Source organism: Acidovorax sp. sif1233, assembly GCF_019218755.1.
Taxonomy (GTDB): Bacteria; Pseudomonadota; Gammaproteobacteria; order Burkholderiales; family Burkholderiaceae_C; genus Acidovorax.
The window spans coordinates 772,846-798,536 of sequence record NZ_JAHUWZ010000002.1; the positions used below are offsets into that span (position 1 = coordinate 772,846).

Here is a 25,691-nt window from a genome sequence, read left to right on the forward strand (position 1 = left end):
CAGCAGGCGACGTTGCAAAATGGGAGGGCGCCCACGGGCACGCGTGTCCCCGATCGGCCGTGCCCTCTTTCCATTCTCCTGTTGCCCCTGCCCCTCCATGTCCGCCGCTGCCGCCCCCACGCCCCTGCCCCACCCACTGCCGCCAGACACGGAGACGGGCGCCTTGCGGGTCCCCCACCTCAAGCGCTGCTGGGCCCGCTGGATGGCCGCCCGCAGGGGCCTGGCACAGAGCTCCCACGGGGAAGGCCACCGCACGCAGATCGTGCTGGCCGCGCTGGGGGTGGGGCTGGAGCAGACCATGCAGTACGTGCTGCGCGAGGCCCCGGAGTTCGCCGCCTTCGAGGACTGGATCGTGCGCACGGCGGGCGCGCCCGATGCAACCACCGTGGCGCGGATTCAAGCCCTTGTGGATGGCGGCCCGGCGCCCGAAGCGGCCTTGCAGCTGCATGCCCGGATCGACGCGATGGAGCCCGTGCTGAATGCGGAGGACCTTGCGCATTGGGACGAGCATGGCTACGTGGTGGTGCGCGCTGCCGTGCCGCCGCACGACAGCGCCGCCGCGGCGCACGCCGTGTGGGACGCGGTGCGCGCCGACCCCGCCGATACGGCGTCGTGGTATGCCCACGCCCCGCGCAACACCATGGTCCAGCTGTTCCAGCACCCCGCCTTCGAGGCCAACCGGCGCTCCCTGCGCATCCACAAGGCCTTTGCCCAGCTGTGGGGCACGGCGGACCTGTGGCGCAGCACGGACCGCTGCGGGTTCAATCCACCCGAACGCGCGGGCTACCCCTATGGCGGCCAGGGCATGCATTGGGATGTGAGCCTGCACCAGCCCATCCCCTTCGCCACCCAGGGCATCCTGTACCTGACCGACACGCCCCCCGAACAGGGCGCCCTCACCCTGGTGCCGGGTTTTCACCGCCGGGTGGGCGGCTGGCTGGAGCACCTGCCCGCCGGCGCCGACCCGCGCCAGCAGGACCTGCACGCGCTGGGCGCCACGCCCATCGGCGCCCACGCGGGCGACCTGGTGATCTGGCACCAGGCCCTGCCCCATGGCCCCAGCCCGAACCGGGGCGCGCGGCCCCGCCTGGTGCAGTACATCAACATGGCCCCCGCCCACGTCCCCAGCCACGCCACCTGGATCTGACGCCGCCCGCCCCTTCGCCCCGCGCGTCCCGGCAAGGCGCCGCTCCATCCGGCGGCATCGGGTGGCATCCACCGTGGCCGGCGGCCGGCGCCCTTCAGTCCTCGGCCACCCGCCTGGCCTCCTTGCGCTTCTCGTAGCGCCGCATCAGCGGCGTGACCGAGATGCCGTGCAGCAGCACCGAGGCCACCACCACCGCCAGCGTGATCGCCAGCAGGCGCTGCGCGATCACCGGGTGCAGGCCGTGCGTGATGGCGTACATGAGGTAGTACACGGAGCCGATGCCGCGGATGCCAAACCACGCGATGAGGCGGCGCTGGGAGCGCTTCACCCGGGTCCCCACCAAACCGGCGTAGACCGCCAAGGGGCGGATGGCGAACAGCAGCAGGGGGACGAACCACAGCACCTCGGCATCAAAGTTCACCACGGTGAGCAGGGCGCCCACCACCAGCACCACGGCGACTTCGGCGATGCGCTCGAGCTGGGCGTTGAAGCGCTCGACCGCCTGCATCATGTGGCCCGGCGCCTGCGCGGGCTCCATGTGCCCGACTTCCGTGGCGCCCTCCACCTCCGCCAACGTCGGCGCAGGGCCGGCGGGCTGCGCCGCCACGCGCCGCAGCGCCAGCCCGGCGGCGAAGACGGCCAGAAACCCGTAGGCATGGCACAGCAGGGCCGTGCCATAGGCCAGCGCGATGAGGCCCAGCACCATGAACTCGTCCGGCCCCAGCATCTCGCGGTGGCGCATGCGCAGGTACAGGATGGCCCGGCCCACCACCGCGCCCAGCGCGAAGCCGATGCCCACGCCCCCCGCCACGGCCCAGAGCACGTCCACCGCCCACCAGCGCCATCCCCCCTCGCCCAGGTCATGCAGGGACATCAGCCCGAGGCCGAGCATCACCAGGGGAAACGCGGTGCCGTCATTGAGCCCGCCCTCGCCCGTCAGGCCAAAGCGCAGGCGGTCGCGGTCCTGGGGGTCGGCCACCTGCACGTCCGACGCGAGCACGGGGTCGGTCGGGGCGAGGATGGCCCCCAGCAGCACCGACACCCCCAGCGGCAGCCGCAGCAGCCACACGCCCACGGCCGCGATGGCCCCCACCGTCAGCAGCATGGAGACCGTGGCCAGCTGCAGCGGGATGCGCCAGCGCGCATCGCGCAGCGGCAGCTCCAGCTTCAGGCCCACGGTGAAGAGCGAAATCAGCACGGCGATCTCGGTGAGCCGCTCCAGCAGCGCCGCATCGCCCAGCGGGTCCAGCACCAGCAGGCCCAGCCCCCACGGGCCGATGCCCACGCCCACAGCCAGGTAAAGGATGGCCGAGCTGAGCGGTACGCGCGAGATCAGCGAACTCGTCAATGTCATCACCACCAGCAGCAGGCCCACCAGCAGGAAGCCCAGCGGGACAAGCAGGGCTTCGCTCATGGAGACACCGCGCCACACCCCCGGCGCACGGCCAGGGCGCCCCTGGCGCGCGGGGGCAGGGGCCGGGCTGGGTGGCGAATAGATGGCACGCTCATCACGCCACTGTATGGCCGTGCCCCGGCAAGGCTGTGCCGGGGCACGGCCCCTGCGGCTGTCAGCGGATGCCGCCAGTACCGAAACCTGTTCACAATCGCGCAAACCCTTCTTCGGCCCGCGCATGAACCTGTCAATGCTCCTCAAGATCGCCATCGCGCTGGCGGTGGCCTTTTTCGCCATCGAGAAGCTGCGGGTGCACCGGGCCGACCAGCGGCTGCAGAGCCTGGGGCCCGCCGCCGTGACGCAGCAGCAGCAGTTCGCGGACAGCCCGGTGCAGGCCGCCACCAGCGAGGCGCCTTTCGAGTTCCGGGGCTACCAGGTCAAGCCGCTGGCGGCATTCGCGGTGCGCGCACGGGTGCTGGCACGCGAGGACTACCACGCGGGCAAGGAAGCCGAGCTGTCCTCTTTGGACCTGGCGCTGGGGTGGAAGCGCATGGCGGAGCCGGCCGTGTACGAGCCCCTGGGCATCACCCAGGGCAACCGCTGGTACCGCTACTCCTGGCGCGACCAGCCGCCCATCCCGCTGCAGGAGATCATCGAATCGTCCGCCAACATGCACATGATCGCGGCCACGCCCACGGTGGAGCGGGCGCTCAAGAAGGCACGCAAGGGAGGGTACATCCGCATCACGGGCAAGCTGGTCGAGGTCTCCCACCCCAGCGGCTGGCGCTGGACCAGCTCGCTCACGCGGTCGGACTCGGGCGCGCATTCGTGCGAGCTGGTGTTCGTGGAATCCGCGCAGGTGGAAGACTGAGCGGCGGGCCAGGCCCGGGGGCATTTCCACGGCAACTTCCAAAATGATAGCGTCGCACGCCGACCCAACCAGCGCCCAGCGCGGTTTCGGCCCAAAAATACGACAGACCCGCAGGGCACGCACCGCAGCGCCCCCAAAGCCCGGATACTCGGGTGGCGGGGCCGGTGGTTGCGCGGCGCGGCGGCTTCCCTTGCGCACAGCCACCTTCACCGCCTGACCGCCAGAAAGGATGCCCATGGCCAAGATCCTGGAAGTGAAGTATGAGCACCAGGCCGATGCGCGCGTGTGCGAGGTCGCCCACGAAAGCCTGGCCGACCTGTGCTGGCACGAGGTGGCCTATGCCACGCAGGCCAGCGGCGATGCGATCTGGTTCTTCGTGGCCTACGCGAACCAGGCCAGCTTCAAGGTCCTGCGGGTCAGGCACGCCAGCCAGGCGGACCTGAAGCTGTTCAAGGTGGGCACTCCCGAACAGGCAGGCTGGCGCAACAAGGACCATCTGCTGCGCGGCAAGCTGGGCTGAGCCCCGGCGCGCGGCCAGGGCGCAGCCCCAACGCCACCCTGCCCCGGTGCTGGCGACGCGAATCGCAGGCCCAGCCTTGCCGCAACGCGAGGCCTGCGCCCCCCGCGCGCGCGGCGTGGCGCGCGTAACATGGCGCCTGGGCGCCGCGCGCCGGACCGCGCACCCCGAATACTCCTGATTTGATAGCTTCCAGCGCTTACTGCAAAAGCGCTAGTGGCCATTTTGACCAAATTTTCTCCATGGCCACAGCCACCGATCTGCCGTCCCCGCCCCCCGAACCCGCGCCCCGGCCACAGCCGCGCAACCCTGCCGACCTGTTCTGGTCCTTCACTTGGCTGGCCCTGCAGGGATTTGGCGGCGTGCTGGCCGTGGTGCAGCGCGAACTGGTGGAGAAAAAGCGCTGGATGACGAACGAGGAGTTCGTCGAGGACTGGGCGGTGGCGCAGATCATGCCGGGCCCCAACGTGGTCAACCTCAGCATCATGATCGGCGACCGCTACTTCGGCCTGCGCGGCGCGCTCGCGGCGCTGGCGGGCATGCTGACCTTTCCGCTGATCCTGGTGCTGGCCCTGGCCGTGGTCTATGCCGAGTTCTCCAGCCACCCGGCCGTGGCGGGCGCGCTGCGCGGCATGGGCGCCGTGGCGGCGGGGCTGATCGCCGGGGTGGGCATCAAGCTCTTCGCCTCCATCCAGAAACACCCCCTGGGCCGCCCGCTGTGCGTGGCCTTCGTGGCGCTCACCATCGTGGCCATGGTGGTGCTGCGCTGGCCGCTGCTGTGGATCCTGCCGGTGGTCGGCGGCGCGGCCTGCCTGCTCACCTGGAGGAAGCTCGCGCCATGAACACGTCCGCCTCCACCGCATTGACCGCCCCGCTGCTCGCGCTCGGCCCCGCTGACTGGTTCAACCTCTTCCTGTACTACATGTCGCTGTCGCTGCTGGCCGTGGGCGGCGCCATCGCCACCGCGCCCGACATGCACCGCTTCCTGGTCGAGCGCCAGGCCTGGCTGACCGACCCGCAGTTCAACGCCTCCATCGCCATCGCCCAGGCCGCACCCGGCCCCAACGTGCTGTTCATCGCGTTGCTGGGATGGAACGTGGGCATCAACGCCGGAGGCCCCGGCATGGCCGGCTGGCTGCTGGGCGCGCTGGGCATGGCGGTGTGCATGCTGGGCGTGATGCTGCCCAGCAGCCTGCTCACCTGGCTGGCCACGCGCTGGGGGCACCGCAACCGCGAGCGCCGGGGCGTGCGCGCCTTCAAGCAAGGCATGGCGCCGGTGGTCATCGGCCTGCTGCTGGCCACCTCCTGGGTGCTGGCGCGCGCCCATGGCGGCCCGGCCACGGCCTGGCCCCTGTGGCTGCTGAGCGCCGTCACCGTGGTGCTGGTGTGGCGCACCAGGCTGCACCTGCTGTGGATGCTGGCCGCGGGCGCCGTGCTGGGGGCCTTGGGCTGGGTCTAGGGTCTAGCGCGCCGGCCGGGCACGGGGCAGGCGGCGGCGTGGGCCCCGCGAGGCCGCCGGCCCAGCGGGGGCTGGGCCGCTGCTGCTCGCCTAGCTGATGCGGCGTCCGTTCTCCGCGTACACCGCCAGGTAGATCGCGTCCGAACCGATGTAGGGCGCCTTGTTGCCAAAGCCCACGTTGAAGTCGCCGAACGACAGCGAGCGGATGCCGGCCAGGCCCGAGCGCAGGCGTTCACGCGTGACGTCCTTGCCGGCATTCTTCAGGCCCTCGATCATGATCTGGCCGTTGAGCCAGCCTTCCAGCGCGCTGCCGCTGTTCAGGAACGCCGCATCGCCGCCCGTGGCCTTCATGCTGCTCTGGAACTTGCGCACCACCACCGACTTTTGCGAGTTGGCATCCGGGAACACCTGCACCAGCGCCAGGCCGCGCGTGGAAGCGGCGAGCTTGGGCAGCTCGGAGGAGATCACCGTGACCGACAGGCCCGCCAGCGGCACGCCCTGCGCCTTGGCGCGAAAGGCCTGCACGAAGGCGGTGTTGGCCGTGCCGGTGGTGGCCAGCAGCACGGCGCCCGGGCGCTCGGCGGCCACCTTGTCGGCCAGCTCGGCGCCGTTCTTGCCATCCACGGCCAGGGCAAACTCGCCCGCGCGCTCGACCTTGATCTCATCGAGCACCTTGGACATGTCCTTGAGCACTTCCTTGCCAAAGGGGTTGTCCAGGTAGACCACGGCAATGCGCTTGAGGCCCATGTCCACGATCTGCTTGACCAGGCGCTGCGTCTCTTCGCGGTACGTGGGGCGCAGGAAGAACACATGGCGGTTTTCGGGCATGCGCAGGGAAGTGGCGCCCGTGACGGGCCCCACGGTGGGAATGCCCTTGGATTCGATGAGCGGAAGAATGGACGCGGTGTTGGCCGTGCCCAGCGGCGAGATCAGCGCGAACACCGACTGCGCCTCGACCATGCCGGTCACATTCTGCAGGGTGCGGCTGGCCACATAGCCGTCGTCCTTGATCTCCATGCGGATCTCGCGGCCGTGCACGCCGCCGGCGCTGTTCACTTCGGCAAACGCCGCCTTCATGCCCGCCACCTGCTCGATGCCCGCCTGGCCCAGCGGGCCGGTCAGCGCGATGGAGCAGCCCAGGTTGACGCTCCGGGCGGTCAGGGCTTCTTCTGCGGCCATGGCGGTCTGGGCCCATGCAGGCAAGCCGGTGGCAGCCACGGCCTGGGTGGCGCGCAAAAGAAAGTGTCTACGGCTCATGTCGATACGCCCCAAAGTAGTGCAAAGGTGGCGCAGGCTACAGGCAGATGCGGGTTTCACTTGTCAGCTTCGCGACAGCTGTGCGCATCACGTCACACCACGGCCGCCGGCCCGCAGCAAAGAACCTGCCTGCGCCCTAGCCGCGGGCCAGCAGCAGTTGCGGCAGGAGCGTGGCGGCGGTGCCACGCAGCACCGCATGCGCGGCGCCATCCAGCTCGCTGGGCGCGGGGTTGAGCACCGCCACCCGGGCACCGGCCGCGCGCGCCTGGTGCGCCAGGCCGGCCGCCGGGTAGACCGCACCGGCCGTGCCCACGACCAGCATCAGGTCGCAACGCCCGGCTGCGTGCTGCGCGGCCTCGAGCGTTGCATACGGCAGGGCCTCCCCGAACCACACCACCCCGGGGCGCAGCAGGTTGCCGCAGCGGTCGCAATATGGCGGACGGCCCGCCACGGCGTGGTCGACATGGCAGCAGTTGCGCGGCATATCCAGCCAGCGGTCCTCAAAGATGTCGCCGTGCAGGCACAGCACTCCGGCGCTGCCGGCACGCTGGTGCAGGCCATCGACGTTCTGGGTGATGAGCGTGAGGCGGCCAGGATCGCCGCGCTGAAAATCGGCCAGCGCAAAATGCCCCGCATTGGGCGCCACCCCCTGCAGCAGATCGCGCCGGTACTGGTACCAGTCCCACACGCGCTGGGGGTGGGCGCGAAAGCCTTCCTCGGTCGCCATGTCCTCGGGGCGGAACTGGGCCCAGTAGCCCGTCCGGGCGTCACGGAAGGTGGGCACCCCCGATTCCGCGCTCACGCCCGCCCCGGTCAGCACGGCGATGTGGCGGGCCTGCCGCACCCAGTCCTTCACGGTGTCCAGCAAGGCCCCTCCTGCGTCGTCCGGGCCGGCGCAGGAATCAGGAGCGTTGACGGAGCGCCTCATACAGGCACACGCCGCTGGCCACCGACACGTTCAGGCTCTCGACCGCGCCCTTCATGGGAATGCTCACCAGTTCGTCGCAGGTCTTGCGCGTGAGCTGGCGCATGCCATCGCCCTCGGCGCCCAGCACCAGGGCCACGGGGCCTTTCAGGTCCACCTGGTAGACCGTCTTGGGCGCATCGTCGCTGGTGCCGATGCACCAGATGTTGCGCTCCTTGAGCTCGCCCAGCGTGCGCGCCAGATTGGTGACCATGAAGTACGGCATGGTCTCGGCCGCGCCGCTGGCCACCTTGGCCACCGTGGCGTTGATGCCCACGGCATGGTCCTTGGGGGCGATGACGGCATGCGCGCCCGCGCCATCCGCCACGCGCAGGCAGGCGCCCAGGTTGTGCGGGTCGGTCACGCCGTCGAGCACCAGCAGCAAAGGCTGCTCGATGCCGGCGGCTTCCAGGTTCTCCAGCAGCTCATCCAGCGAGGTGACCTGGGCCACGGGCTCCACCCGCGCAGCCACGCCCTGGTGGCCGTGGCTGCCGGCCAGCTTGGCGATGCGCACGCTGTCGGCCTCGATCAGGCGGGCACCGGCCTCGCGGGCACGGTCGAGAAACTGGCGCATGCGGGCGTCGCGCCGCGTGGCTTCGTAGTAAATCTCGATGATGGATTTCGGCGCGGTCTTCAGACGCACGCCCACGGCGTGAAAGCCGAAGAGAACTTTGGGGCTGGACATGGCGTGATTATCCGTTGCACGTCATAGCTATCATTTTTATAGCTGCAGGCGCTTGCACTGCTTGCGCTTTAGTGCAAACAGCACTTGAACTCAAACGACCCGCCCGGCCTCGATGGTGATGCGCCGCTCGCACTGGTCGGCGATGGCCCGGTCGTGCGTGACCAGCACCAGGGTCGTGCCCTGTTCGCGGTTGAGGTCGAACATGAGCTTCATGATCGTCTCGCCGGTGGCGAAGTCCAGGCTGCCCGTGGGCTCGTCGGCCAGCAGCACCGCCGGCTGCACCACGAAGGCGCGCGCCAGCGCCACGCGCTGCTGCTCGCCGCCCGACAGCACCTTGGGGTAGTGCGCGAGGCGCTGCCCCAGGCCCACGCGGGCCAGCATGTCGGCGGCAGCCTTGCGCGCATCGCGCCGGTTGGCCAGCTCCAGCGGCAGCATCACGTTCTCCAGCGCGGTGAGGTTGCCCATGAGCTGAAAGCTCTGGAACACGAAGCCCACCTTCTGGGCGCGCAGCGCGGCGCGCGCATCCTCGTCGATGGCAAAGAGGTCGTGCCCGTCCAGGCGCACGGTGCCCCGCGTGGGGGTGTCCAGCCCCGCGATGATGGACAGCAAGGTGCTCTTGCCCGATCCCGAAGCCCCCACGATGGCCGCAGTTTCCCTGGAGGCCAGGCGGAAATCGATATCCCGCAGAATGTCGAGCGTTCCGGTGGAATCCGTCACCGACTTGAAGACATGCTCCACGGCAATAATGGGTGCCGCGGACGGCGCCGTGGCCGATGCCACGGGCGATGAGAGGGATTCGGACATGAAAGGCTCTTTACTTTGATTCGAGATCTGCATCGGCGCCACTTTATCCTGAGCGCCGCCACCGGCGCCGTGGTGGGGGCTTGCGCCCCCGCCGCCTGGGCCCAGGCCAGCGCGAAAGCCGCGGCCACGCCGCCTCGCCCTCCCTTCATCCTCGTGCTGGGAGACTCCCTGAGCGCCGAGTACGGGCTGGCGCGCGGCACGGGCTGGGTGGCCCTGCTGGAAAAGCAGCTCGCCCAGGACAAGCTCGCGGCCACCGTGGTCAACGCCAGCGTGAGCGGGGAGACCACCGCGGGCGGGCGCTCGCGGCTGGCAGCGCTGCTGGCGCAGCACAAGCCCAGCCATGTGGTGATTGAACTGGGCGGCAACGATGCCCTGCGCGGGCTGCCGCTCAAGAATACCGAAGAGAACCTGACGTGGATGACGCAGGCGGCGCAAAAGGCCGGCGCCAGGGTGCTGCTGGTGGGGATGCAGGTGCCGCCCAACTATGGCGCCGACTACGCGAACCGGTTTGCGGGCCTGTTCGCCACGGTCGCGCAGGCCCAGAAGGCCGCCGTGGTCCCCTTCTTCCTGAAGGGCGTGGCGGACGGGGCGGACCCGACCCGCCTGTTCCAGCCGGACCGCATCCACCCACGCGCCGAGGCGCATCCGCAGATGCTGGCCAACGTATGGCCGGAACTCAGGAAATTGCTGCGCTGAAATGGGCCCGGCGCCTCAGGCGCCGGTGGAATCCGCGGGCTGACCGGCAGGGGCATCCGCGCCCTCGGCCGGCTGACCGTCCGAGGGCTGGTCCCCCTGCGGGTCATCGGGCCGGCGCTGTGTTTTGGCCCTCAGCTTCTCTTCCTTTTTTTTCTTTTTGGCGAGTTCGCGCTGGCGTTTTTCGTATCCGTAGTTGGGTGTTGCCAAGGTAGTTGCTTCCTGAAGTAGAGGCTCACTGTAACAGCATGGTCTTTTTTCAGGCACATGCCGCAGCGGGCCGCAGTGGGGTTACTGATGCACGGTACGCATGCCAGCTGGCATGGCCCAGGACAGGGCCCGCCAGAAGCAGCCCAATGCCCCAGAACCAGAGCGAAACGGCCACCGCGGCGGTAATGATCGCCCCCCAGAGCAGCATCACGGCAGTGTTTTCCACCACCACGCGCATGCTCGTGATGCCGGCCGTGAGGGCGTCGGTGTCGCGGTCGAGGATCATGGGGATGGACACGACGGATGTGGAGAACACCAGTGCCGCGAACACGCCCCCGACCACGGCATAGACCGCGACGAAGCTCCAGTTCTGCGGGTTGAAGACCGCCTGCAGCACGCCCGTGGTCGATGGCATGCCGGTGTTGAAGAACACGGCGAACACCACCAGCGAGGCACGGCCCCACAGCAGCTCGAGCACCACGAGGACCAGCACCAGCATGCCCATGCTGCCCATGTGGCTGTCCCAGCAGGTGAGCGACTCGCTCAATGCCGGCGCCAGCCCCGCCTCGCGCCGCCGGCTGGTGTCATACAGCCCCATGGCCAGGAAAGGGCCCAGCAGCAGGCAGCCGCTGGCCAGGGACATCGTGTACTCCGGCCGGGTGCGAAAGACCCAGCCCAGCACCAGCGCCATGGCCCAGAAGCACGTGCCGTAGAACACGGCGATGCCAGGCGCGGCGCGCACGTCCCGCAGGCCCCTGGCGAGCCAGCGCAACGGGTCGGCCAAGCGAAGGCGCTGCAGGGTGACCTGCTGCGCGGTGCCGGTGTCGGCGGCCGTGGAGCCCGCGGGGCCTGCCGCGTCGGGGGCGGGCTTGGAAGAGGTGGCAGTCATGCCGCCACACTAAGCCCCCCGGCACCTGCACGCCACTGCGGAAACTACCACCCCCTGGCCCGTCCGGCGGGGGTCAGGCCTCCGGGAAGGCCCGCTCCAGGGCCTGCTGCAGGTCCTGCCGAAGATCCTCCTCCGCTTCCAGCCCGATGGAAAACCGCACGAGCGTGCCGGGCTGGAGATGCGCCGTGGGACGGCTGCGCATGCTGGAAAGGTGGTAAGGCACCACCAGGCTCATCGGCCCGCCCCAGCTGTAGCCGAGCTTGAACAAGCGCAGGCTGTCGCAGAACACGTCCACCTGCTGCTGGGTGTGGCGCGCGTGGATCATCACGCTGAACAACCCGGCGGCCGTGCCCTCGCCGCCGTCGGCAGCACCGCACAGCGCCTTCCAGTGGCCGTGGCCAGGCGCCCCCGCCAGCGCCGGGTGCAGGACCTGGGCCACGGCAGGCTGCTGCTGCATCCACTGCGCCAGGCTGCGGGCCGCCCTGTCATGGGCGCGGTAGCGCAAGCCAATGCTGGGCAAGGCGCGCAGCACGGCCTCGGCATCGTTGCCGCCCACCCCCAGGCCCAGCCGCATGTGGGTCAGCTTGATCTTCATGTGCAGGCCCCGGTCGCGCGTGATCACGCTGCCCATGAGCACGTCACCGCCGCCACTGGGGTATTTGGTGAGGGCATGGGCCGAGATGTCCACACCCAGGCTGCCATCGCCGCTGAGATCGAAGGGCGCAAACGCCAGGCCTGCTCCCCAGGTGTTGTCCAGGGCGGTGATCACGCCACGGGCACGGCAGATGCGCACCTGCTCGCAGAGATCCGGAAACTCCATGGTGACCGAGCCCGGGGCCTCCAGCCAGACCAGCCGCGTGGCCGGCGTGATGCGGGCCGCCAGGTCGGCGGGGTCCAGCGGGTCGTACAGCCCATGGGAAACGCCGAAACGCGCGAGTTCGCCGTGGGCGAAATCCTTGCCGGGACCGTAGGCGTTGTCGGGTATCAGCACCTCATCGCCCGGTTTGAGCAAGGCCAGCCCCACGTTGGCGATGGCCGCCAGGCCGCTGGGCACCAGCACGCACTGCAGGCCCCCTTCCAGCGTGCACAGGCGCTCTTCGAGGATGAAGGTGGTGGGCGTGCCGTGCAGCCCGTAGGTATAGCCGCTCTTGTCCTTCCACTCGCGCGAGCGCATGGCCGCCACGTTGGGAAAAATGACGGTGGAGGCCTTGTAGACCCCCGGCTGCGGGGCCGCGAACCCGCTGGGTGGCACGTAGCCGTGGTGGACGATGCGGGTGGCGGGATCGGTGTCGTGCTCTTTCATGCCAGCCATGGTAGCGCGCCGCCAGGGATACCCCTGGCGGCGCGTATGGCGTGCGGCGCGGCTACGGCGCGCTGGCAGGCGAATCAGCTGGCGGTCACGACCAGCTGGTTGTTGACCTCCGTGACGCCCGTAACGCCCTTGGCAATCGTTTCAGCACGGTCGCGGGCGACGGTGGAAGGTGCGGGGCCGTTCAAAGTCACCTTACCGTTCACCGTATCTACATTGATTTTCACCGCGCTCAAATCAGGGTCCTTGGCCAAGCTTGCGTTGACTTGGGCAGTGATAGTGGCGTCATCGATCGCGCCCGCAGCCGAATTGGTAGCCTTCTTGGCAGAAGATTCCGCATTTTGCATGGCGCTTTCAGCTTTCATGCGGGCATCCGCGGCAGCCTGTTCAGTCTTCTCGACCGCGGAGTCCAAGCGTTGGCCCACGGTAGGCTCGTCCTTCTTGCCGCATGCCGACAGGCCCAAGGCCAGGGCGCTCACAGCCAGGATACTGGCAATACGGTGTGCGGGACGCTGGGAAATCATCTGGGTATTCATGCGAAAACTCCTTGCGGTTGAAACATGGGCTCGACTCTAGGCAACCTTGCGCTGGCCCCGGGTCGGACGCCACCGAAGCGACTGTAGGACGGTGCCGCCAGGCGGCCGCGCAGATGCCAGGGCCACCTCAGGACAGGGGCGACAATGTATGCATGCTTGCTTTCCCCTCCTCGCTGACCCGCTGGCTTCCCTTTCTCTCCTGGCCCCGGCCCGACCGTGCCCTGCTCAAGGGGGAGTTCTGGGCCGGCATGACGGTGGGCCTGATGCTGGTGCCGCAGGGGGTCGCCTATGCGGCCCTGGCCGGCATGCCGCTCGTGACGGGCATCTATGCCTCGCTGATTCCCGCCCTGGTGGCGGTGCTGTTCAGTGCGTCCACCCGTCTGGGCGTGGGTCCCACGGCGCTCACCAGCCTGCTGATCGGCGCTTCGCTCACGGGCCTGGCCGAGCCGGGCAGCGCGCAATGGGTGGCCATGGCGGCATGGATCGCCCTGATGTCCGGACTGCTGCAGCTGGTGATGGGCATCGCGCGTTTTGGCTGGCTTCTGAACCTGGTGACATCCCCCGTGCTCAGTGGCTTCACGCAGGCGGCGGCCCTGTTGATCCTGGGCTCTCAGCTCGCGGCGCTCACGGGCCTGCGGTCGGACTGGGGCGCGCTGCTGTCCACGCCCTCGCCCGGCCTGTTTGACCTCGCCGCGGCCGCTTTTGGCCTGGGAAGCCTGGCATTGCTGACCCTCGCACGCCGCTGGCGGCCCAATTTCCCCGCCGCCATCGTCGTCGTGGGCGCTGCGGGCGCGCTGAGCTGGGCGCTGGGCTATGCGGACGCTGGTGGCGCCGTGGTGGGGGCGCTGCCTTCGGGGCTGCCCGCCCCCTACTGGCCCGGCGCCCTCCCCTGGTCGGGATTCGCCGCCCTGGTGATGCCGGTGCTGGTGGTCACGCTGGTGAGCTTTCTCGAAACCGCGTCCAGCGCCAAGGTGGAAAGCCAGCGCTCGGGCGAGCGCTGGAACGAAAACCAGGATCTGATTGGCCAGGGCCTGGCCAAGATCAGCAGCGGGCTGTGCGGCAGCTTTGCCACCAGCGCCTCGTTCTCGCGGTCGGCCATCAACCTGTACGCGGGCGCAAAAAGCGGCTGGGCCACCGTTTTTGCGATCGCGCTGGTGCTGGTGGTGCTGCTCTGGCTCACGCCGGCGCTCTACCACGTGCCGCAATCGGTGCTCGCGGCCGTGGTGGTGACCGCGGTGACCAGCCTCATCAAGCCTGGCACGCTGCTGCGGCTGTGGCGGGTATCGCGGGTGGAGGCGGTGATCGGCGGCGTCACCTTCGCACTGACGCTCGCCACGGCACCCAGGATGTACTGGGGAGTGCTGGTGGGATTGCTGATGAACCTGAGCCACTTCCTGTACCAGCGGCTGCATCCCCGCATCATCGAGGTGGGCCTGCACCCTGACGGCAGCCTGCGCGACCGGCACTTGTGGCATCTTCCCGCGCTCGCCCCCCGGCTGCTGGCGCTGCGCATGGATGCGGAACTCGATTTCGCCTCCGCCAGCGCGCTGGAGCGCCGCGTCACCGAACACCTGGCAGCCCACCCGGAGGTGGTGCACCTGTGCCTGCTGGCCCAGCCCATCAACCGCATCGACGTGACGGGCGTGGAGACCTTCGCCCACCTGCTGGCCTTGCTGCGGTCCCGCGGCGGCACGCTGCACCTGAGCGGCCTCAAGCTGCCCGTGGAGCGGGTGCTGCGCCAGGCGGGCCTGCTGGACGCCGGCGCCGGCCTGGCGATGTACCGCACCGATGCCGACGCCTTGATGGCGCTGCAGCTGCTGCCACCCTCGCCATTGCCCCCTTCTACGGCCCCCGCCCAGGGATAGCTTTGCGGGTTTCACCTAGACACAGGGCTGGCCCTCTTTTTGCTGACGCACTGGTACACTTCATAAACTCTCTTTGCTCCATTTGTGTCTGACTCTGCGGCCTCTTACCTTGTAGATCTGCGCGACCTTCGCCTGGATACTGCACACGCGCTGGTGGCTCAGGCCAGCGGCAGCGAAGCTGCATTGCACCGCGAGGTGCCTTCGCGCTACCTGCAGGGCCTGATCGACGGCCTGTGCGAGCTGTCCCTCAAGGACCCGCTCACCGGCCTGGCCAATCGCCGGCATTTCCGGGCGGTGCTCGAGCGCGAAATCGACCGCGTCACGCGCTCCGGCGAGGCCGCGCTGCTGCTCATGCTCGATATCGACCACTTCAAGAAAGTGAACGACACGCATGGCCATCTGGCCGGCGACATCGTGCTGCAGTCGGTGGCCCGCACGCTCAATGCCTGTGTGCGCCCCATGGACACGCTGGCACGCTATGGCGGCGAAGAGTTCGCGGTGGTGCTGCCCGCATGCCAGGCAGGGTTTGGCCGCGTGGTGGCCGAGCGCATCCGGCGCGCAGTGGCCAACACGCCCATCCGGGTTTCCAGCACGGTGGAGCTCAACGTGTCGGTGAGCATAGGCGGCGCCTTCGCCATGCAGTGGATCCGTTCGACCACGCTGCTGTGGACGGACCGTGCCGACCACCAGCTCTACCAGGCCAAGGCCGAAGGCCGCAACCGCGTCAGCATCGAGGAGCAGCCCGACAGCACGGTCAGTGCCGAAGAGAAAAGCCTGTTGTTCGGACCGCTCTACACCCCCTCGGGCTGGGGCGATCTGCCCCCGCTGGACCCAACAGGCAGCGCCTACTGAAAGTTAGAAGATGAGCGACGCGCTGTCCCCCTCCCCACCCACATCGCCAGCAGTTCCTGCCGGCCCGGCCACGCCCCACGCTCCCGCCCCCGGGGGCGCCCGCATCATTGCGGTCACCAGCGGCAAGGGCGGGGTGGGCAAGACCTTTGTTTCTGCCAACCTGGCCGCCGCCCTGACCCGCCGCGGCCAGCGTGTGCTGGTGCTCGATGCCGACCTGGGCCTGGCCAACCTCGACGTGGTGCTGAACCTGCACCCGAAAATCACGCTGCACGATGTCTTCACCGGCAAGGCCACGCTGGACGAAGCCGTGATCCAGGCGCCCGGCGGCTTCAACGTTCTGCTGGCGGGATCGGGGATGGTCGAGTATTCGCGCCTGACGCCCGAGGTGCGCAACCAGTTCCTGAGCGTGATCCAGGCGCTCACGCCCCAGTACGACGTGGTGCTGCTCGACACCGGCGCCGGGATCTCCGATGTGGTGCTGTTCTCCATTTCGCTCGCCTCCGAGGTGCTGATCGTGGCAACGCCCGAACCCACCTCGCTGACCGACGCCTATGCGGCCATCAAGGTGCTGGCCATGCAGCAAAAGCGCCAGCACGTGCGCATGGTCATCAACCAGGCCGCGCGCCCGGGCGATGGCCGTGCCATCACCAGCCAGCTGCAACAGGTGCTGGACCGCTTTGTGAGCACCGAGTCGGGCCGCCCTATGCGCCTCATCCACATGGGCGACATCCCGGCCGACCCTTCCGTGCGCGACGCCGTGATGCGCCGCCAGCTGCTGTTGCTGCAGACCCCGGGTTGCCCCGCGGCCCTGGCCATTGCCCAGCTGGCCAACAAGATCGAAACCACGCTGCTGACGCCCGCCCCCTGAGCAGCCCGCGGGCTGCTGCGGGCCCCTGGCTGCACGGCGGCGGCCCGCGCGGAAGGCGAAGCGCAGCGGCCCCATTGCGCTGCCTTGCCGTGAATCCCATGGACAACATCCTCAATATCTCCTGCTACAAGTTCGTGCCCCTGCCCGACGCGGCGGCGCTGCGCGACCTGCTGCAAGCGCGCGCCACCGCGGCGGACCTCAAGGGCACCATCCTGCTGGCAGGCGAAGGCATCAACTTCTTCCTGGCGGGACCTGCGGACGCGGTGCGCGGGTTCGTGGATGCGCTGCGCACCGATGCGCGCTTCGCCGACCTCGACCCCAAGGAAAGCTGGTCGGCCACGGTGCCGTTTCGCAAGATGCTGGTGAAGGTCAAGCGCGAGATCATCCGCATGGACCATCCCGCCATCCAGCCCGCGGAGGGCCGCGCGCCCTCCGTGGCCCCGGCCACGCTGCGCCGCTGGCTGGACCAGGGACACGACGACGAGGGCCGCGAAGTGGTCACGCTCGACACGCGCAATGCCTTCGAGGTGGACCACGGCACCTTCGACAACGCGATTGACTGGCGCATCGGCAAGTTCACCGAATTCCCCCCCGCCCTGCGCGCGCACAAGGATGCGCTGCAGGACAAGACCGTGGTGAGCTTCTGCACGGGCGGCATCCGCTGCGAGAAGGCAGCCATCCTCATGCGCGAGGAAGGCCTCTCCCATGTCTATCAGCTCGAAGGCGGCATCCTCAAGTATTTCGAGTTGACCGATGGCGCCCACTACCGCGGTGGCTGCTTTGTGTTCGACGAACGCGCGGTGCTGGCCAGCGACCTGTCGGCGGCCGAAGAATCAAAAAAGTGAGCAACCAGCGCTTGCTGGACAAGCGCGGGCACCCTGTTTGGCTTGAAAATTCAGCAAGCAGCCATGCGGGGCCACCGCCTCGCATGAACGGGCAGGGGCCTTCGCCAAGGTGGCTGCCTACTTGATGAAGCGGCGCTCGGGCAGCGGTATCCACTCCACCTCGCCGGGCACCTGGCCCAGGGCCTGCGCATCCCAGTCGTCCGCCGCCTGCACGATGCGCTCCTTGCGGCTGGAGACGAAGTTCCACCACATGTGGCGCGGCGCATCGAGGGCATCGCCGCCGATCACCATGAGGCGCGCAGCGGCCTCGCCGGGCACGGACAGGCGCATGCCCTGGCCCGGCTCCACCACGGCGAGCAGTTGCGCACCCAGGGCTTCGCCATCGAGCTGCACGGGGTTGTCCACCGTGTACACCGCCATCTCCTGGGCCAGCGCCGGGATTTCCAGCGTGGCGCCCCCGGGCAGCTGCACGTCGAGATACAGCGTGGGGGAATAGGTCGCCACCGGGGAGGTCTGCCCAAACGCGGTGCCGATGAGCACGCGCACCGTCGCGTCCCCCACGCGCACCTCGGGGATGGTGGCCGCCGGCGTGTGCACGAACGACGGCTCCGCCTCCTCGTGCGCCGTGGGCAGGGCCGCCCACAACTGGATGCCGTGGTTCACGTAGGCCGTGTCCGCCAGGCTTTCCGGGCGCCGCTCGGAATGCACGATGCCCCGGCCGGCCGTCATCCAGTTGATGGCGCCAGGCTCGATCTGCTGCACGTATCCCAGGCTGTCGCGGTGCATGATGGCGCCGGAAAACAGATAGGTCACGGTGGCCAGCCCGATGTGCGGATGGGGACGCACGTCGTGGCTGTCTCCCGGCACCACGGTCACGGGGCCGAAGTGGTCGAAGAACAGGAACGGCCCGACCGCCTGGCGCTGCACGGCGGGCAGCAGGCGGCGCACGGTGAAGCCGCCGCCCAGGTCCTTGGCGTGGCCCGTGAGTTGCAGGATCGGCCCGCTCATGGCATGCGCTCCGCCGAGGTGCCGATCTCCGTCGTCACGGTGGTCATGAGCTTGTGCACCGGGCATTTCTGCGCAACGGTTTCCAGCTCGCTGATCTGTGCGTCGGTCAGGTCGCCGCTGATCTGCAGCCGTGCCGAAAGGCGGTAGGTGCCGGCACGCTCGGCCGAGGCGTCGCGTTCGATCACGGTGTGCACGTCCTGCACGGGCAGGCCCTTGCGGCGCGCGTACCACAGCACGGTGAGCGCCTTGCAGGCGCCCAGCGCCGCGTCGTACAGGTCATGCGGGTTCGGGCCGCTGTCGGCGCCGCCCTCTTGCACGCTGCCGTCGGCCACGAATTCGTGGCCGCGGATGTGCACGGCCTGGGCCATCGGCGCACCGGGGATGCGCCGCAGTTCGATGGTCATGGGAGCTTCTCCTTTGTTCTCGTGCGGGCCACTGTAGCGTGAAGCGCGCGCTCAGCGGGCCCAGCGCAGGGCCGCGGCCGCCACGCGTTCGCCGAACTGGCGGCCGGTCGCCAGGTCGCCCGGGAACATCTCGGCGGCCGAGGCGTCCGATGGCGACTGCGCCATGGCGCCGCTGAAGGAGCCGATCCAGTTCACGTCCTGGCGCGTGGCGGCCTTGGAGTTGGCAGGCATCATGCCGTTGCCCACCCAAAGGCCGCCATGCTGCATGGCCAGGTGGAACAGGTAGTCCAGCGTGACCTGCTTGTCGCCGTTGGTGCTGGCGCTGTTGGTGAAGCCGGCGAAGAGCTTGTCCTTCCACGCCTGGCTGAACCAGGGCTTGGACGAGGCATCGGCGAATTTCTTGAACTGCCAGCTCGGCCCCGCCATGTAGGTGGGCGAACCAAAAATGATGGCGCTGGCGCCGGCCAGCGTGTCCCAGCCTCCCTCGGGCAGGTTGCCGTCCGCATCGATCGCGACAAGCTCGGCGCCCGCGCCTTCGGCCACGGCCTGGGCCAGGCGCTGGGTGTGGCCGTAGCCCGAGTGGTAAACAACGGCGATGTGTGCCATGAAGAAACTCCTGATGGGGAAGCAAGCAGTGAATGAAAACAGGTGGAAATCAGAAAAACAGGCGCGGCGCAAGGGCGTGCATGGGCTGCGCTGCCCGCGCACGCCGCAGCCGTAGCGGCCCGGCCCCGTCAGCGCAGTTCAGCGCGCACCGCGCCGGGCGTCCAGGCTCCAGCCGCCCGCGCCAAACGCGACGAGGGCCAGCAGGCCGCCGCTGATGGCGACGTTCTTGAAGAACATGAGCTGCTGCATCATCTGCTTGTCGGCGGGCAGGCTCCAGTACGCGTGGAAGAAAAAGCTGGCCACCAGCGTGAAGAGCGCCAGCGCGAGGGCCGCAAAGCGCGTGCCAAGGCCGAAGATGAGCGCCAGGCTGCCCAGCACCTCGACGGCCGCGGCCACGGCGGCAGCGACGGTCGGCATGGGCAGCCCCACCGAACCGATGTAGCCCACGGTACCGGCAAAGCCGGTGATCTTGCCGATGCCCGCGGGCAGGAACAGGGCCGCCAGCAGCAGGCGGGACGCCAGGGCCAGGGGATTTTGCAGGGATGTGAACATGGTGAACTCCTGGAGAAGTGGTTGCTAAAAGAACGTCAGGTAACTATCAGGCGGCCAGATCAAACACCAGCACCTCGGCATCGTGGCCATGGGTCAACGACAAGGCGGTTTCGTTCTCGATCAGCGCGGCGTCGCCGCCCGACAGAGCATTTCCATTCACCGTGAGCCCGCCACGCACAAGGTGCACGTAGGCCTTGCGCGCCGGGTTCAGGGCCAGTGTGACGGCCTCGCCGGCATTGAGCAAGCCGGCGTACAGGGAGGCGTCGGCGTGGATCGTGACCGAGCCCTGCGCACCGTCGGGAGAGGCCACCAGGCACAGCGCGCCCCGCTTGCTCGCCTCGGCAAAGGTCTTTTGCTCATAGCTTGGCGGGATGCCGCGCGCGTTCGGCTCGATCCATATCTGCAGGAAGTGCGTCGTCTGTCCCGGCGCATGGTTGAACTCGCTGTGCATCACGCCCGAACCCGCGCTCATGCGCTGCACGTCGCCCGGCGGAATGCCCAGGATGTTGCCCATGCTGTCCTTGTGGGCCAGCTCGCCCGACAGCACGTAGCTGATGATTTCCATGTCCCGGTGGCCGTGCGTGCCAAACCCCGTGCCCGGCGCAATGCGGTCTTCGTTGATGACACGCAGGTTGCCAAAGCCCATGTGGGCCGGATCGTAGTAGCCGGCGAACGAGAAGCTGTGGAACGAATGGAGCCACCCATGGTCGGCATGGCCCCGGTCTTGTGATTTGCGAACAGTCAGCATGGCGCGTGCTCCTTTCAAGCCCCCACTGTAGAACCCGGGTCCAGCACGCAGGGGCTGCCAGATTGATGGAACCGTTCAAATAATCTGAATTAACATGGCGCCACCATGCAAAATGCCCGTGATGTCCTGACCCCTGACGCATTGACCATGCTGCAGGTGATCGCCGAGGCGGGCAGTTTCGCCGCCGCCGCCCGGCAGCTCGGCCTGGTGCCCAGCGCCCTCACCTACCGCGTGCGCCAGATCGAGGACGCGCTGGATGTGCTGCTGTTCGACCGCAGCGCCCGGCAGGCCAAGCCCACAGAGGCGGGCGTCGAACTGCTGCGCGAAGGCGCACGCCTGCTGCAGGACATCGATGCCGTGGCCCACCGGGTGCGCCGCGTGGCCACCGGCTGGGAGCCGCAGCTCACCATTTCGGTCGATGGCGCGATCTCGCCGCACACCATGCTGGAGCTGGTGGACGCGTTCTACGCCATGGCCCCGCCCACCCGGCTGAAACTGCGCGACGGCATCATGACCGGCACCCTGGAGGCCCTGACCTCGGGCCGGGCCGACCTGGCCATCGGCGTGTCGGTCGCCGGCGCCAACGTGGCCGGCCTGCAGCAGGCGCCCCTGGGGGACCTGCTGTTCATCTACGTGGTGGCGCCGCACCACCCGCTGGCCTCCGCGCCCGAGCCCATCACCGATGCCATGCTGCTGCAGCACCGCGCAGTGGCGGTGGCCGATTCGGCCACACGCGGCGGCGCCACCATGGGCCTGCTGGGCGGACAGGACGTGCTCACCGTGGACACCATGCAGGCCAAGGTGCGCGTGCAGCTGCGCGGCCTGGGCGGCGGCTTCCTGCCCGAACCCATGGTGCGCCCGTACCTCGAGGCCGGCAGGCTGGTGGCGCGCCGCGTGGCGCGCCCCGAACGCAACGTCCGCGTGCACTACGCCTGGGGCGGCCCGGGCTTCACGGCCCCCGGCCGCGCGCTGCAATGGTGGCTCCATCAGCTGCAAAGCCCCGCCACCCGCCGCGCTCTGCTGGAAAACCACCATCATTTCTGATCCGGCGCACACGCCCACGCGCCGCAGCGCGTGTAGAGTGGTTCCTGTTGCATGGCATTTGCGCTCACGCGCGCAGGGCCGTGTATTTCACCTGCCGACCGTCATCGAAAGGCCTTCCATGAGCAACCCCGTTCCACGCCCCGCCAAACGGCACCGACGCACCGCAGCCTTCGGGCCATCCGCCTCCGTGCCGGCCACGGACGCGGCGCCCACCACGTATTCGGGGGCCGCGCAGCGGCACTTCGCCATCATCGGCGCCGGCATGGCGGGCATTGCCTGCGCCCGCACGCTGGTGCAGGCAGGGCACCGCGTGACGGTGTTCGAGAAATCGGCGCAGGCCGGTGGCCGCACCGCCACCATCGACAGCCCGTTCGGCAACTTTGACGCGGGCGCGCAGTACTTCACCGTGCGCGATCCGCGCTTCGCGCGCGCCATCGACACCGTGCCCGGCATCTGCAAGCGCTGGAGCGCCAATTCCGTGCAGGTGCTCGACGCCACCGGCCGCGTGGCCGCCGCCGGCCTGCCCCATCGCGAGGCGCACTGGGTGGCCAGCCCGGGCATGCAGTCGCTGGTGGCCACCTGGGCCGAGCCGCTGCACCAGGCAGGCCAGCTGGTCACCGGCACGCGCGTGGTCCGCATCGAACGCGACTCCGTGAATGCCCCCGGCTGGCAGCTTCGCACCGAAGGCCCGGGCGGCACCCAGCGCGTCTACGCGGGTTTTGACGCCGTGCTGCTCGCGCAGCCGTCGGTGCCCGCCCAGGCGCTCCTGGCCAGCTCGGCGCTGGACACGCCGCTCACCGAAGCGCTTTCCACCGTCGCCATCGCTCCCTGCTGGACGCTCATGCTGGCCTACCCCCAGGCCGTGCGCCCCGGGCTCACCACGCTGGGCCCGCAATGGAACGCAGCGCGCAGCACCCACCACCGGATTGCCTGGCTGGCGCGCGAATCGTCCAAGCCCGGCCGCAACGTGATCGAGCGCTGGACGGTCCAGGCCAGCCCGGCCTGGTCCGCCGAGCACCTGGAAGACGACGAAGGCCGCGTGCAGGCCAAGCTCATCAAGGCGTTCGCCGAGGTCACCGGCATCCGGGCCGAACCCGCCCATGCCGACACGCGCCGCTGGCGCTACGCGCAAACCACGCACCCGCTGGGCCGCAGCCACCTGTGGGACGCGGGCATGGGCCTGGGCGCCTGCGGCGACTGGTGCCTGGGCCACCGGGTGGAGGATGCCTTCGTGTCGGGCCTGGAGCTGGCACTCGCGGTGGCATGACGGCGGGCGTGGCCGCGGGGCCCCGCTACACCGGCCGGTTCGCGCCCTCTCCCACGGGCCCGCTGCACGCGGGCTCGCTGGTGGCCGCCCTGGCCAGCTGGCTCGACGCCCGGGCCCACCAGGGGCGCTGGCTGGTGCGCATCGAGGACGTGGACACGCCACGCTGCGTGGAAGGCGCCGGTGAGTTCATCCTGCGGCAGCTGGCCACCTGCGGCCTGGTGCCCGATGCGCCGCCGGTCTGGCAATCCACCCGCGGCGCGCTGTACCAGCGGGCGCTGGACCAGTTGATCGCGCAGCACCATGCCTACCCCTGCGCCTGCTCGCGCAAGGACATCGAAGAAGCCCAGGCGGCCCTGGGCCATGCGCGCGAGCGGCATGCGGCACTCCCCTACCCCGGCACCTGCCGCCACGGCCTGCACGGGCGCACCGGCCGCTCCTGGCGCTTCAATGCCACAGAGTTTCAGCCAGATCAGGCCCTGGCGCATACGGATCAAGCGCAAGTAGCTACATATTCGATAGCATCCGGCATCCTCGACTGGCAGGACCGCCGCCTGGGCACACAGCGGCAGGACGTTGCCCATGCCGTGGGCGACTTCGTGCTGCGCCGGGCCGACGGGCTCTGGGCCTACCAGCTCGCGGTCGTCGTGGACGATGCGGACCAGGGCATGACCCATGTCGTGCGCGGCGAGGACCTGGCCGACAACACGCCCCGGCAGATCCTGCTGCAGCAGGCCCTGGGCGTGCCCACGCCCCGCTACCTGCACACGCCGCTGGTGTGCGGCGAGAACGGCGAAAAGCTGTCCAAGCAGAACGGGGCCCGGGCGCTGGAGCTGGCCGTCCCCCTGCAGGCACTGGCCGGGGCCGCGCAGGTGCTGGGCCTGCCGCCGCTGACAGATCCGAACACCCGTTGCATCTCGGATGCGCTGACCCTCTGGGTGGCAGCGTGGCGACGAAACTACAATGTCGCACCGTGACCGAACTGACCCACAACGCCTCCACCCCCGCCGCCGCGCCAGCCGCGCCCTCTGCGGCCTCCACGACAACTGGTGGAGCCCCCGCCGGCGTGAGCCATCCCAAGACCATCAAGAGCTTCGTGCGCCGCGCCGGCCGCACCACGACGGGCCAGGCCAAGGCCTTTGAACACCTGGGGCCCCGCTTCATCCTGCCCTATGCGCCCGCGCCGCTGGATGCCCCCGCGGCCTTTGGCCGCACGGCCCCGCTGGTGCTGGAGATCGGATTCGGCATGGGCGAGGCCACGGCCCATATCGCCGGGGTCCGCCCGGACGACAACTTCCTGTGCTGCGAAGTGCACGAACCCGGCGTGGGCGCCCTGCTCAAGCGCATCGGCGAGCAGGGGCTGACCAACATCCGCATCCTCCAGCACGATGCCGTGGAGGTGATCGACCACATGCTGCCCGACGGCAGCCTGGATGGCGTGCATATCTTCTTCCCCGACCCCTGGCACAAGAAGAAACACAACAAGCGCCGCCTGATCCAGGCGCCCCTGGTGGCCAAGCTGGCCGCGCGGCTGAAGCCCGGCGGCTACCTGCATTGCGCCACGGACTGGCAGCCCTATGCCGAGCAGATGCTGCAGGTACTGGCCGCCGAGCCCCGGCTCCAGAACACCGCCACGGGCTTCGCCCCGCAACCCGGCTACCGGCCCCTCACCAAGTTCGAGAACCGCGGCCTGCGGCTGGGGCACGGTGTGTGGGATGTTGTGTTCGTGCGACGCCATTGACAACATGACCGCGCCGGCCCACCGTACACCACCCATGAAGCCCATTCTTCAGAACCTGGTTGAGATGACCGGCCACCGCGACCACCTGCGGCTGGAGGTGTCGGTGCTGTCCACGCTGCAAAAGCTCAGCGGCATCGTTGAAGTCAGGGCCCTGGAGCTGTTCACGCATGCCGGCGTGCCCCACGTGCGTCCACGCACCTGGGTGGAAGAGGGGCACCTGGTGTCCACCGACTCGGAAGCCGCCGCAGACCCCCGGCGGGAAACGCTGGACCAGTATCCCGCCCTGCGCGAATGCGTCGCGAGCCACGGCGACAGCGCGCTGGCCTCGCCGCGCAAGGGCCGCCATGTGCTCTGGCTGCCGGTGTGGATGCACGACAAGGTCAACACCTGCCTGGAAATCACGCACTCCCGCCCGTTCTCGGCGCACAAGCTCGAAGTGCTCAAGGGCGTGTTCCAGGTCTACCAGAACTACCAGAGCCTGCTCGACTACAGCGAACGCGACGCGCTCACGGGCCTGTTCAACCGCAAGACCTTCGACGAACAGTTCTCGCGCCACGCCGTGAGCGGGCTGGCCAGCAGCCGTTCGGGGCCCCTGACCGAATCGTTCCCGCCTGAAGAAGGCTCATTGCCCGGCGAACCGGTGCAGCAGTGGCTGGCGGTGGTGGACATCGACCATTTCAAGCTGGTGAACGACCGCTTCGGCCACCTGTATGGCGACGAGGTGCTGATCCTCATTGCCAACATCCTGCGCAGTTCGTTCCGCAGCCATGACCGCATCTTCCGTTTTGGCGGCGAAGAGTTCGTGGTGCTGCTGCGCTCCACCACATTGAGCACGGCCCACCGGGTCTTCAACCGCTTTCGCCTGGCGGTGCAGGAGTACCCTTTTCCCCAGGTGGGCCAGGTCACCGTGAGCCTGGGCTTCGTGAGCACGGCCCGGGGCTCGCCGGTGGAAATACTGGGCCAGGCCGACCAGGCGCTTTACTACGCCAAGGAACATGGCCGCAACCAGGTCTGCTTCTACGATGAACTGGTGGCCACCGGCCATCTGTCCGCCAAGGTCGCCAACGACGACGTCGAGCTGTTCTAGCAAGCGGCCGGCTGTCTCGCGCGGCGTTCCCCGGCGGCAGCCATCGCGCCGCAGCCGCTCGAAGGAGGCAGCG

The 25,691-nt window shown here is 69.1% G+C and carries 29 protein-coding genes; 15 read left to right on the plus strand and 14 right to left on the minus strand.

Translation table 11 applies throughout. From position 1 onward, the window contains the following. Positions 1–97 precede the first annotated feature (97 nt). Positions 98–1,147, plus strand: coding sequence for a phytanoyl-CoA dioxygenase family protein (locus tag KW843_RS10960; protein ID WP_255594664.1), 1,050 nt, complete (start codon positions 98–100; stop codon positions 1,145–1,147). A gap of 94 nt (positions 1,148–1,241) precedes the next feature. Here the strand turns inward: KW843_RS10960 and KW843_RS10965 are convergent, their stop codons facing one another. Further along, positions 1,242–2,561, minus strand: a complete 1,320-nt coding sequence (locus KW843_RS10965) for a sodium:proton antiporter (protein ID WP_218295140.1) — start codon at positions 2,559–2,561, stop codon at positions 1,242–1,244. Between the two features lie 217 nt (positions 2,562–2,778). Between KW843_RS10965 and KW843_RS10970 the strand changes: the two genes are divergently transcribed. From KW843_RS10970 to KW843_RS10985, 4 genes are all read left to right on the plus strand, one after another. Beyond that, on the plus strand, positions 2,779–3,411 hold the full coding sequence (locus KW843_RS10970) for a hypothetical protein (protein ID WP_218295141.1): 633 nt from the start codon (positions 2,779–2,781) through the stop codon (positions 3,409–3,411). A 235-nt stretch (positions 3,412–3,646) separates the two neighbouring features. Beyond that, positions 3,647–3,931, plus strand: a complete 285-nt coding sequence (locus KW843_RS10975; RefSeq protein WP_218295142.1) for a DUF6150 family protein — start codon at positions 3,647–3,649, stop codon at positions 3,929–3,931. 239 nt (positions 3,932–4,170) lie between these two features. Next, positions 4,171–4,770 (plus strand): chromate transporter, encoded by a 600-nt coding sequence (locus tag KW843_RS10980; protein WP_218295143.1) that lies wholly within the window; start codon positions 4,171–4,173, stop codon positions 4,768–4,770. Continuing rightward, positions 4,767–5,387, plus strand: a complete 621-nt coding sequence (locus KW843_RS10985) for a chromate transporter (RefSeq protein ID WP_218295144.1) — start codon at positions 4,767–4,769, stop codon at positions 5,385–5,387. The genes KW843_RS10980 and KW843_RS10985 overlap by 4 nt, the downstream gene beginning before the upstream one ends. A gap of 90 nt (positions 5,388–5,477) precedes the next feature. Here KW843_RS10985 and KW843_RS10990 read toward each other — a convergent pair whose 3' ends face one another. From KW843_RS10990 to KW843_RS11005, 4 genes are all read right to left on the minus strand, one after another. Then, positions 5,478–6,644 carry an ABC transporter substrate-binding protein gene (locus KW843_RS10990; protein ID WP_218295145.1) on the minus strand — a complete coding sequence of 389 codons (1,167 nt, stop codon included), beginning with the start codon at positions 6,642–6,644 and terminating at the stop codon, positions 5,478–5,480. Positions 6,645–6,780: 136 nt separating this feature from the next. Beyond that, entirely contained in the window at positions 6,781–7,512 is a 732-nt protein-coding gene (locus KW843_RS10995; RefSeq protein WP_255594665.1) for an NAD-dependent deacylase, read from the minus strand. Between the two features lie 34 nt (positions 7,513–7,546). Further along, a complete protein-coding gene (rlmB, locus tag KW843_RS11000) occupies positions 7,547–8,293 on the minus strand; it encodes a 23S rRNA (guanosine(2251)-2'-O)-methyltransferase RlmB (RefSeq protein WP_218295147.1) in 747 nt (248 codons plus the stop codon). 90 nt (positions 8,294–8,383) lie between these two features. Then, positions 8,384–9,097, minus strand: coding sequence for an ABC transporter ATP-binding protein (locus KW843_RS11005; RefSeq protein WP_218295148.1), 714 nt, complete (start codon positions 9,095–9,097; stop codon positions 8,384–8,386). Positions 9,098–9,112: 15 nt separating this feature from the next. Here KW843_RS11005 and KW843_RS11010 point away from each other — a divergent pair, with 15 nt between their 5' ends. Further along, positions 9,113–9,793 (plus strand): arylesterase, encoded by a 681-nt coding sequence (locus KW843_RS11010; RefSeq protein WP_218295149.1) that lies wholly within the window; start codon positions 9,113–9,115, stop codon positions 9,791–9,793. Positions 9,794–9,808: 15 nt separating this feature from the next. Here the strand turns inward: KW843_RS11010 and KW843_RS11015 are convergent, their stop codons facing one another. From KW843_RS11015 to KW843_RS11030, 4 genes are all read right to left on the minus strand, one after another. Further along, the gene (locus KW843_RS11015) at positions 9,809–10,000 is read right to left on the minus strand and encodes a hypothetical protein (RefSeq protein WP_218295150.1); all 192 of its coding nucleotides are present in this window, start codon (positions 9,998–10,000) and stop codon (positions 9,809–9,811) included. 49 nt (positions 10,001–10,049) lie between these two features. After that, positions 10,050–10,889: a DUF2189 domain-containing protein gene (locus tag KW843_RS11020; protein WP_218295151.1), complete on the minus strand. Its 840-nt coding sequence runs from the start codon at positions 10,887–10,889 to the stop codon at positions 10,050–10,052. A gap of 73 nt (positions 10,890–10,962) precedes the next feature. Beyond that, positions 10,963–12,201 carry a PLP-dependent transferase gene (locus KW843_RS11025; protein WP_218295152.1) on the minus strand — a complete coding sequence of 413 codons (1,239 nt, stop codon included), beginning with the start codon at positions 12,199–12,201 and terminating at the stop codon, positions 10,963–10,965. Between the two features lie 74 nt (positions 12,202–12,275). Beyond that, complete coding sequence (locus KW843_RS11030; RefSeq protein ID WP_218295153.1) at positions 12,276–12,734, minus strand: BON domain-containing protein; 459 nt, start codon at positions 12,732–12,734, stop codon at positions 12,276–12,278. A gap of 152 nt (positions 12,735–12,886) precedes the next feature. Here KW843_RS11030 and KW843_RS11035 point away from each other — a divergent pair, with 152 nt between their 5' ends. The 4 genes from KW843_RS11035 to KW843_RS11050 all read left to right on the plus strand — a co-directional run bounded on the left by KW843_RS11035 (position 12,887) and on the right by KW843_RS11050 (position 17,164). Further along, positions 12,887–14,599, plus strand: a complete 1,713-nt coding sequence (locus KW843_RS11035) for a SulP family inorganic anion transporter (protein WP_218295154.1) — start codon at positions 12,887–12,889, stop codon at positions 14,597–14,599. An 84-nt stretch (positions 14,600–14,683) separates the two neighbouring features. Next, on the plus strand, positions 14,684–15,451 hold the full coding sequence (locus KW843_RS11040; RefSeq protein ID WP_218295155.1) for a GGDEF domain-containing protein: 768 nt from the start codon (positions 14,684–14,686) through the stop codon (positions 15,449–15,451). A gap of 10 nt (positions 15,452–15,461) precedes the next feature. Next, complete coding sequence (locus KW843_RS11045) at positions 15,462–16,319, plus strand: MinD/ParA family protein (RefSeq protein ID WP_218295156.1); 858 nt, start codon at positions 15,462–15,464, stop codon at positions 16,317–16,319. Between the two features lie 98 nt (positions 16,320–16,417). Beyond that, positions 16,418–17,164 carry a sulfurtransferase gene (locus KW843_RS11050; protein WP_218295157.1) on the plus strand — a complete coding sequence of 249 codons (747 nt, stop codon included), beginning with the start codon at positions 16,418–16,420 and terminating at the stop codon, positions 17,162–17,164. A 117-nt stretch (positions 17,165–17,281) separates the two neighbouring features. Here the strand turns inward: KW843_RS11050 and KW843_RS11055 are convergent, their stop codons facing one another. The 5 genes from KW843_RS11055 to KW843_RS11075 form a co-directional block, all read right to left on the minus strand. After that, positions 17,282–18,172 (minus strand): pirin family protein, encoded by an 891-nt coding sequence (locus tag KW843_RS11055; RefSeq protein WP_218295158.1) that lies wholly within the window; start codon positions 18,170–18,172, stop codon positions 17,282–17,284. Then, the gene (locus KW843_RS11060; protein ID WP_218295159.1) at positions 18,169–18,576 is read right to left on the minus strand and encodes an OsmC family protein; all 408 of its coding nucleotides are present in this window, start codon (positions 18,574–18,576) and stop codon (positions 18,169–18,171) included. Before KW843_RS11060 ends, KW843_RS11055 begins: the two co-directional genes overlap by 4 nt. Before the next feature lie 51 nt (positions 18,577–18,627). Further along, positions 18,628–19,182, minus strand: a complete 555-nt coding sequence (locus KW843_RS11065) for a flavodoxin family protein (RefSeq protein ID WP_218295160.1) — start codon at positions 19,180–19,182, stop codon at positions 18,628–18,630. 138 nt (positions 19,183–19,320) lie between these two features. Further along, entirely contained in the window at positions 19,321–19,734 is a 414-nt protein-coding gene (locus KW843_RS11070) for a DoxX family protein (RefSeq protein WP_218295161.1), read from the minus strand. A 46-nt stretch (positions 19,735–19,780) separates the two neighbouring features. Then, positions 19,781–20,482, minus strand: coding sequence for a pirin family protein (locus KW843_RS11075; protein WP_218295162.1), 702 nt, complete (start codon positions 20,480–20,482; stop codon positions 19,781–19,783). A 105-nt stretch (positions 20,483–20,587) separates the two neighbouring features. On the opposite strand from KW843_RS11075, the gene KW843_RS11080 reads away from it, so the two are divergent. The 5 genes from KW843_RS11080 (at position 20,588) to KW843_RS11100 (ending at position 25,618) form a co-directional block, all read left to right on the plus strand. Further along, complete coding sequence (locus KW843_RS11080) at positions 20,588–21,526, plus strand: LysR family transcriptional regulator (protein ID WP_218295163.1); 939 nt, start codon at positions 20,588–20,590, stop codon at positions 21,524–21,526. Between the two features lie 118 nt (positions 21,527–21,644). Continuing rightward, positions 21,645–22,793, plus strand: a complete 1,149-nt coding sequence (locus KW843_RS11085; RefSeq protein WP_255594666.1) for an NAD(P)/FAD-dependent oxidoreductase — start codon at positions 21,645–21,647, stop codon at positions 22,791–22,793. Next, positions 22,790–23,767 (plus strand): tRNA glutamyl-Q(34) synthetase GluQRS, encoded by a 978-nt coding sequence (gluQRS, locus tag KW843_RS11090; RefSeq protein WP_218295164.1) that lies wholly within the window; start codon positions 22,790–22,792, stop codon positions 23,765–23,767. The genes KW843_RS11085 and gluQRS overlap by 4 nt, the downstream gene beginning before the upstream one ends. Beyond that, positions 23,764–24,531 (plus strand): tRNA (guanosine(46)-N7)-methyltransferase TrmB, encoded by a 768-nt coding sequence (trmB, locus tag KW843_RS11095; protein ID WP_218295165.1) that lies wholly within the window; start codon positions 23,764–23,766, stop codon positions 24,529–24,531. Before gluQRS ends, trmB begins: the two co-directional genes overlap by 4 nt. A gap of 34 nt (positions 24,532–24,565) precedes the next feature. Continuing rightward, complete coding sequence (locus KW843_RS11100; RefSeq protein WP_218295166.1) at positions 24,566–25,618, plus strand: GGDEF domain-containing protein; 1,053 nt, start codon at positions 24,566–24,568, stop codon at positions 25,616–25,618. Positions 25,619–25,691: the final 73 nt, after the last annotated feature.

Coding starts and splice junctions, on each gene's coding strand:
- KW843_RS10960 (WP_255594664.1), top strand. CDS start 98: ATGTCCGCCGCTGCCGCCCCCACGCCCCTGCCCCACCCACTGCCGCCA.
- KW843_RS10965 (WP_218295140.1), bottom strand. CDS start 2,561: ATGAGCGAAGCCCTGCTTGTCCCGCTGGGCTTCCTGCTGGTGGGCCTG.
- KW843_RS10970 (WP_218295141.1), top strand. CDS start 2,779: ATGAACCTGTCAATGCTCCTCAAGATCGCCATCGCGCTGGCGGTGGCC.
- KW843_RS10975 (WP_218295142.1), top strand. CDS start 3,647: ATGGCCAAGATCCTGGAAGTGAAGTATGAGCACCAGGCCGATGCGCGC.
- KW843_RS10980 (WP_218295143.1), top strand. CDS start 4,171: ATGGCCACAGCCACCGATCTGCCGTCCCCGCCCCCCGAACCCGCGCCC.
- KW843_RS10985 (WP_218295144.1), top strand. CDS start 4,767: ATGAACACGTCCGCCTCCACCGCATTGACCGCCCCGCTGCTCGCGCTC.
- KW843_RS10990 (WP_218295145.1), bottom strand. CDS start 6,644: ATGAGCCGTAGACACTTTCTTTTGCGCGCCACCCAGGCCGTGGCTGCC.
- rlmB (WP_218295147.1), bottom strand. CDS start 8,293: ATGTCCAGCCCCAAAGTTCTCTTCGGCTTTCACGCCGTGGGCGTGCGT.
- KW843_RS11005 (WP_218295148.1), bottom strand. CDS start 9,097: ATGTCCGAATCCCTCTCATCGCCCGTGGCATCGGCCACGGCGCCGTCC.
- KW843_RS11020 (WP_218295151.1), bottom strand. CDS start 10,889: ATGACTGCCACCTCTTCCAAGCCCGCCCCCGACGCGGCAGGCCCCGCG.
- KW843_RS11025 (WP_218295152.1), bottom strand. CDS start 12,201: ATGGCTGGCATGAAAGAGCACGACACCGATCCCGCCACCCGCATCGTC.
- KW843_RS11030 (WP_218295153.1), bottom strand. CDS start 12,734: ATGAATACCCAGATGATTTCCCAGCGTCCCGCACACCGTATTGCCAGT.
- KW843_RS11035 (WP_218295154.1), top strand. CDS start 12,887: ATGCTTGCTTTCCCCTCCTCGCTGACCCGCTGGCTTCCCTTTCTCTCC.
- KW843_RS11045 (WP_218295156.1), top strand. CDS start 15,462: ATGAGCGACGCGCTGTCCCCCTCCCCACCCACATCGCCAGCAGTTCCT.
- KW843_RS11050 (WP_218295157.1), top strand. CDS start 16,418: ATGGACAACATCCTCAATATCTCCTGCTACAAGTTCGTGCCCCTGCCC.
- KW843_RS11055 (WP_218295158.1), bottom strand. CDS start 18,172: ATGAGCGGGCCGATCCTGCAACTCACGGGCCACGCCAAGGACCTGGGC.
- KW843_RS11060 (WP_218295159.1), bottom strand. CDS start 18,576: ATGACCATCGAACTGCGGCGCATCCCCGGTGCGCCGATGGCCCAGGCC.
- KW843_RS11065 (WP_218295160.1), bottom strand. CDS start 19,182: ATGGCACACATCGCCGTTGTTTACCACTCGGGCTACGGCCACACCCAG.
- KW843_RS11070 (WP_218295161.1), bottom strand. CDS start 19,734: ATGTTCACATCCCTGCAAAATCCCCTGGCCCTGGCGTCCCGCCTGCTG.
- KW843_RS11075 (WP_218295162.1), bottom strand. CDS start 20,482: ATGCTGACTGTTCGCAAATCACAAGACCGGGGCCATGCCGACCATGGG.
- KW843_RS11080 (WP_218295163.1), top strand. CDS start 20,588: ATGCAAAATGCCCGTGATGTCCTGACCCCTGACGCATTGACCATGCTG.
- KW843_RS11085 (WP_255594666.1), top strand. CDS start 21,645: ATGAGCAACCCCGTTCCACGCCCCGCCAAACGGCACCGACGCACCGCA.
- gluQRS (WP_218295164.1), top strand. CDS start 22,790: ATGACGGCGGGCGTGGCCGCGGGGCCCCGCTACACCGGCCGGTTCGCG.
- KW843_RS11100 (WP_218295166.1), top strand. CDS start 24,566: ATGAAGCCCATTCTTCAGAACCTGGTTGAGATGACCGGCCACCGCGAC.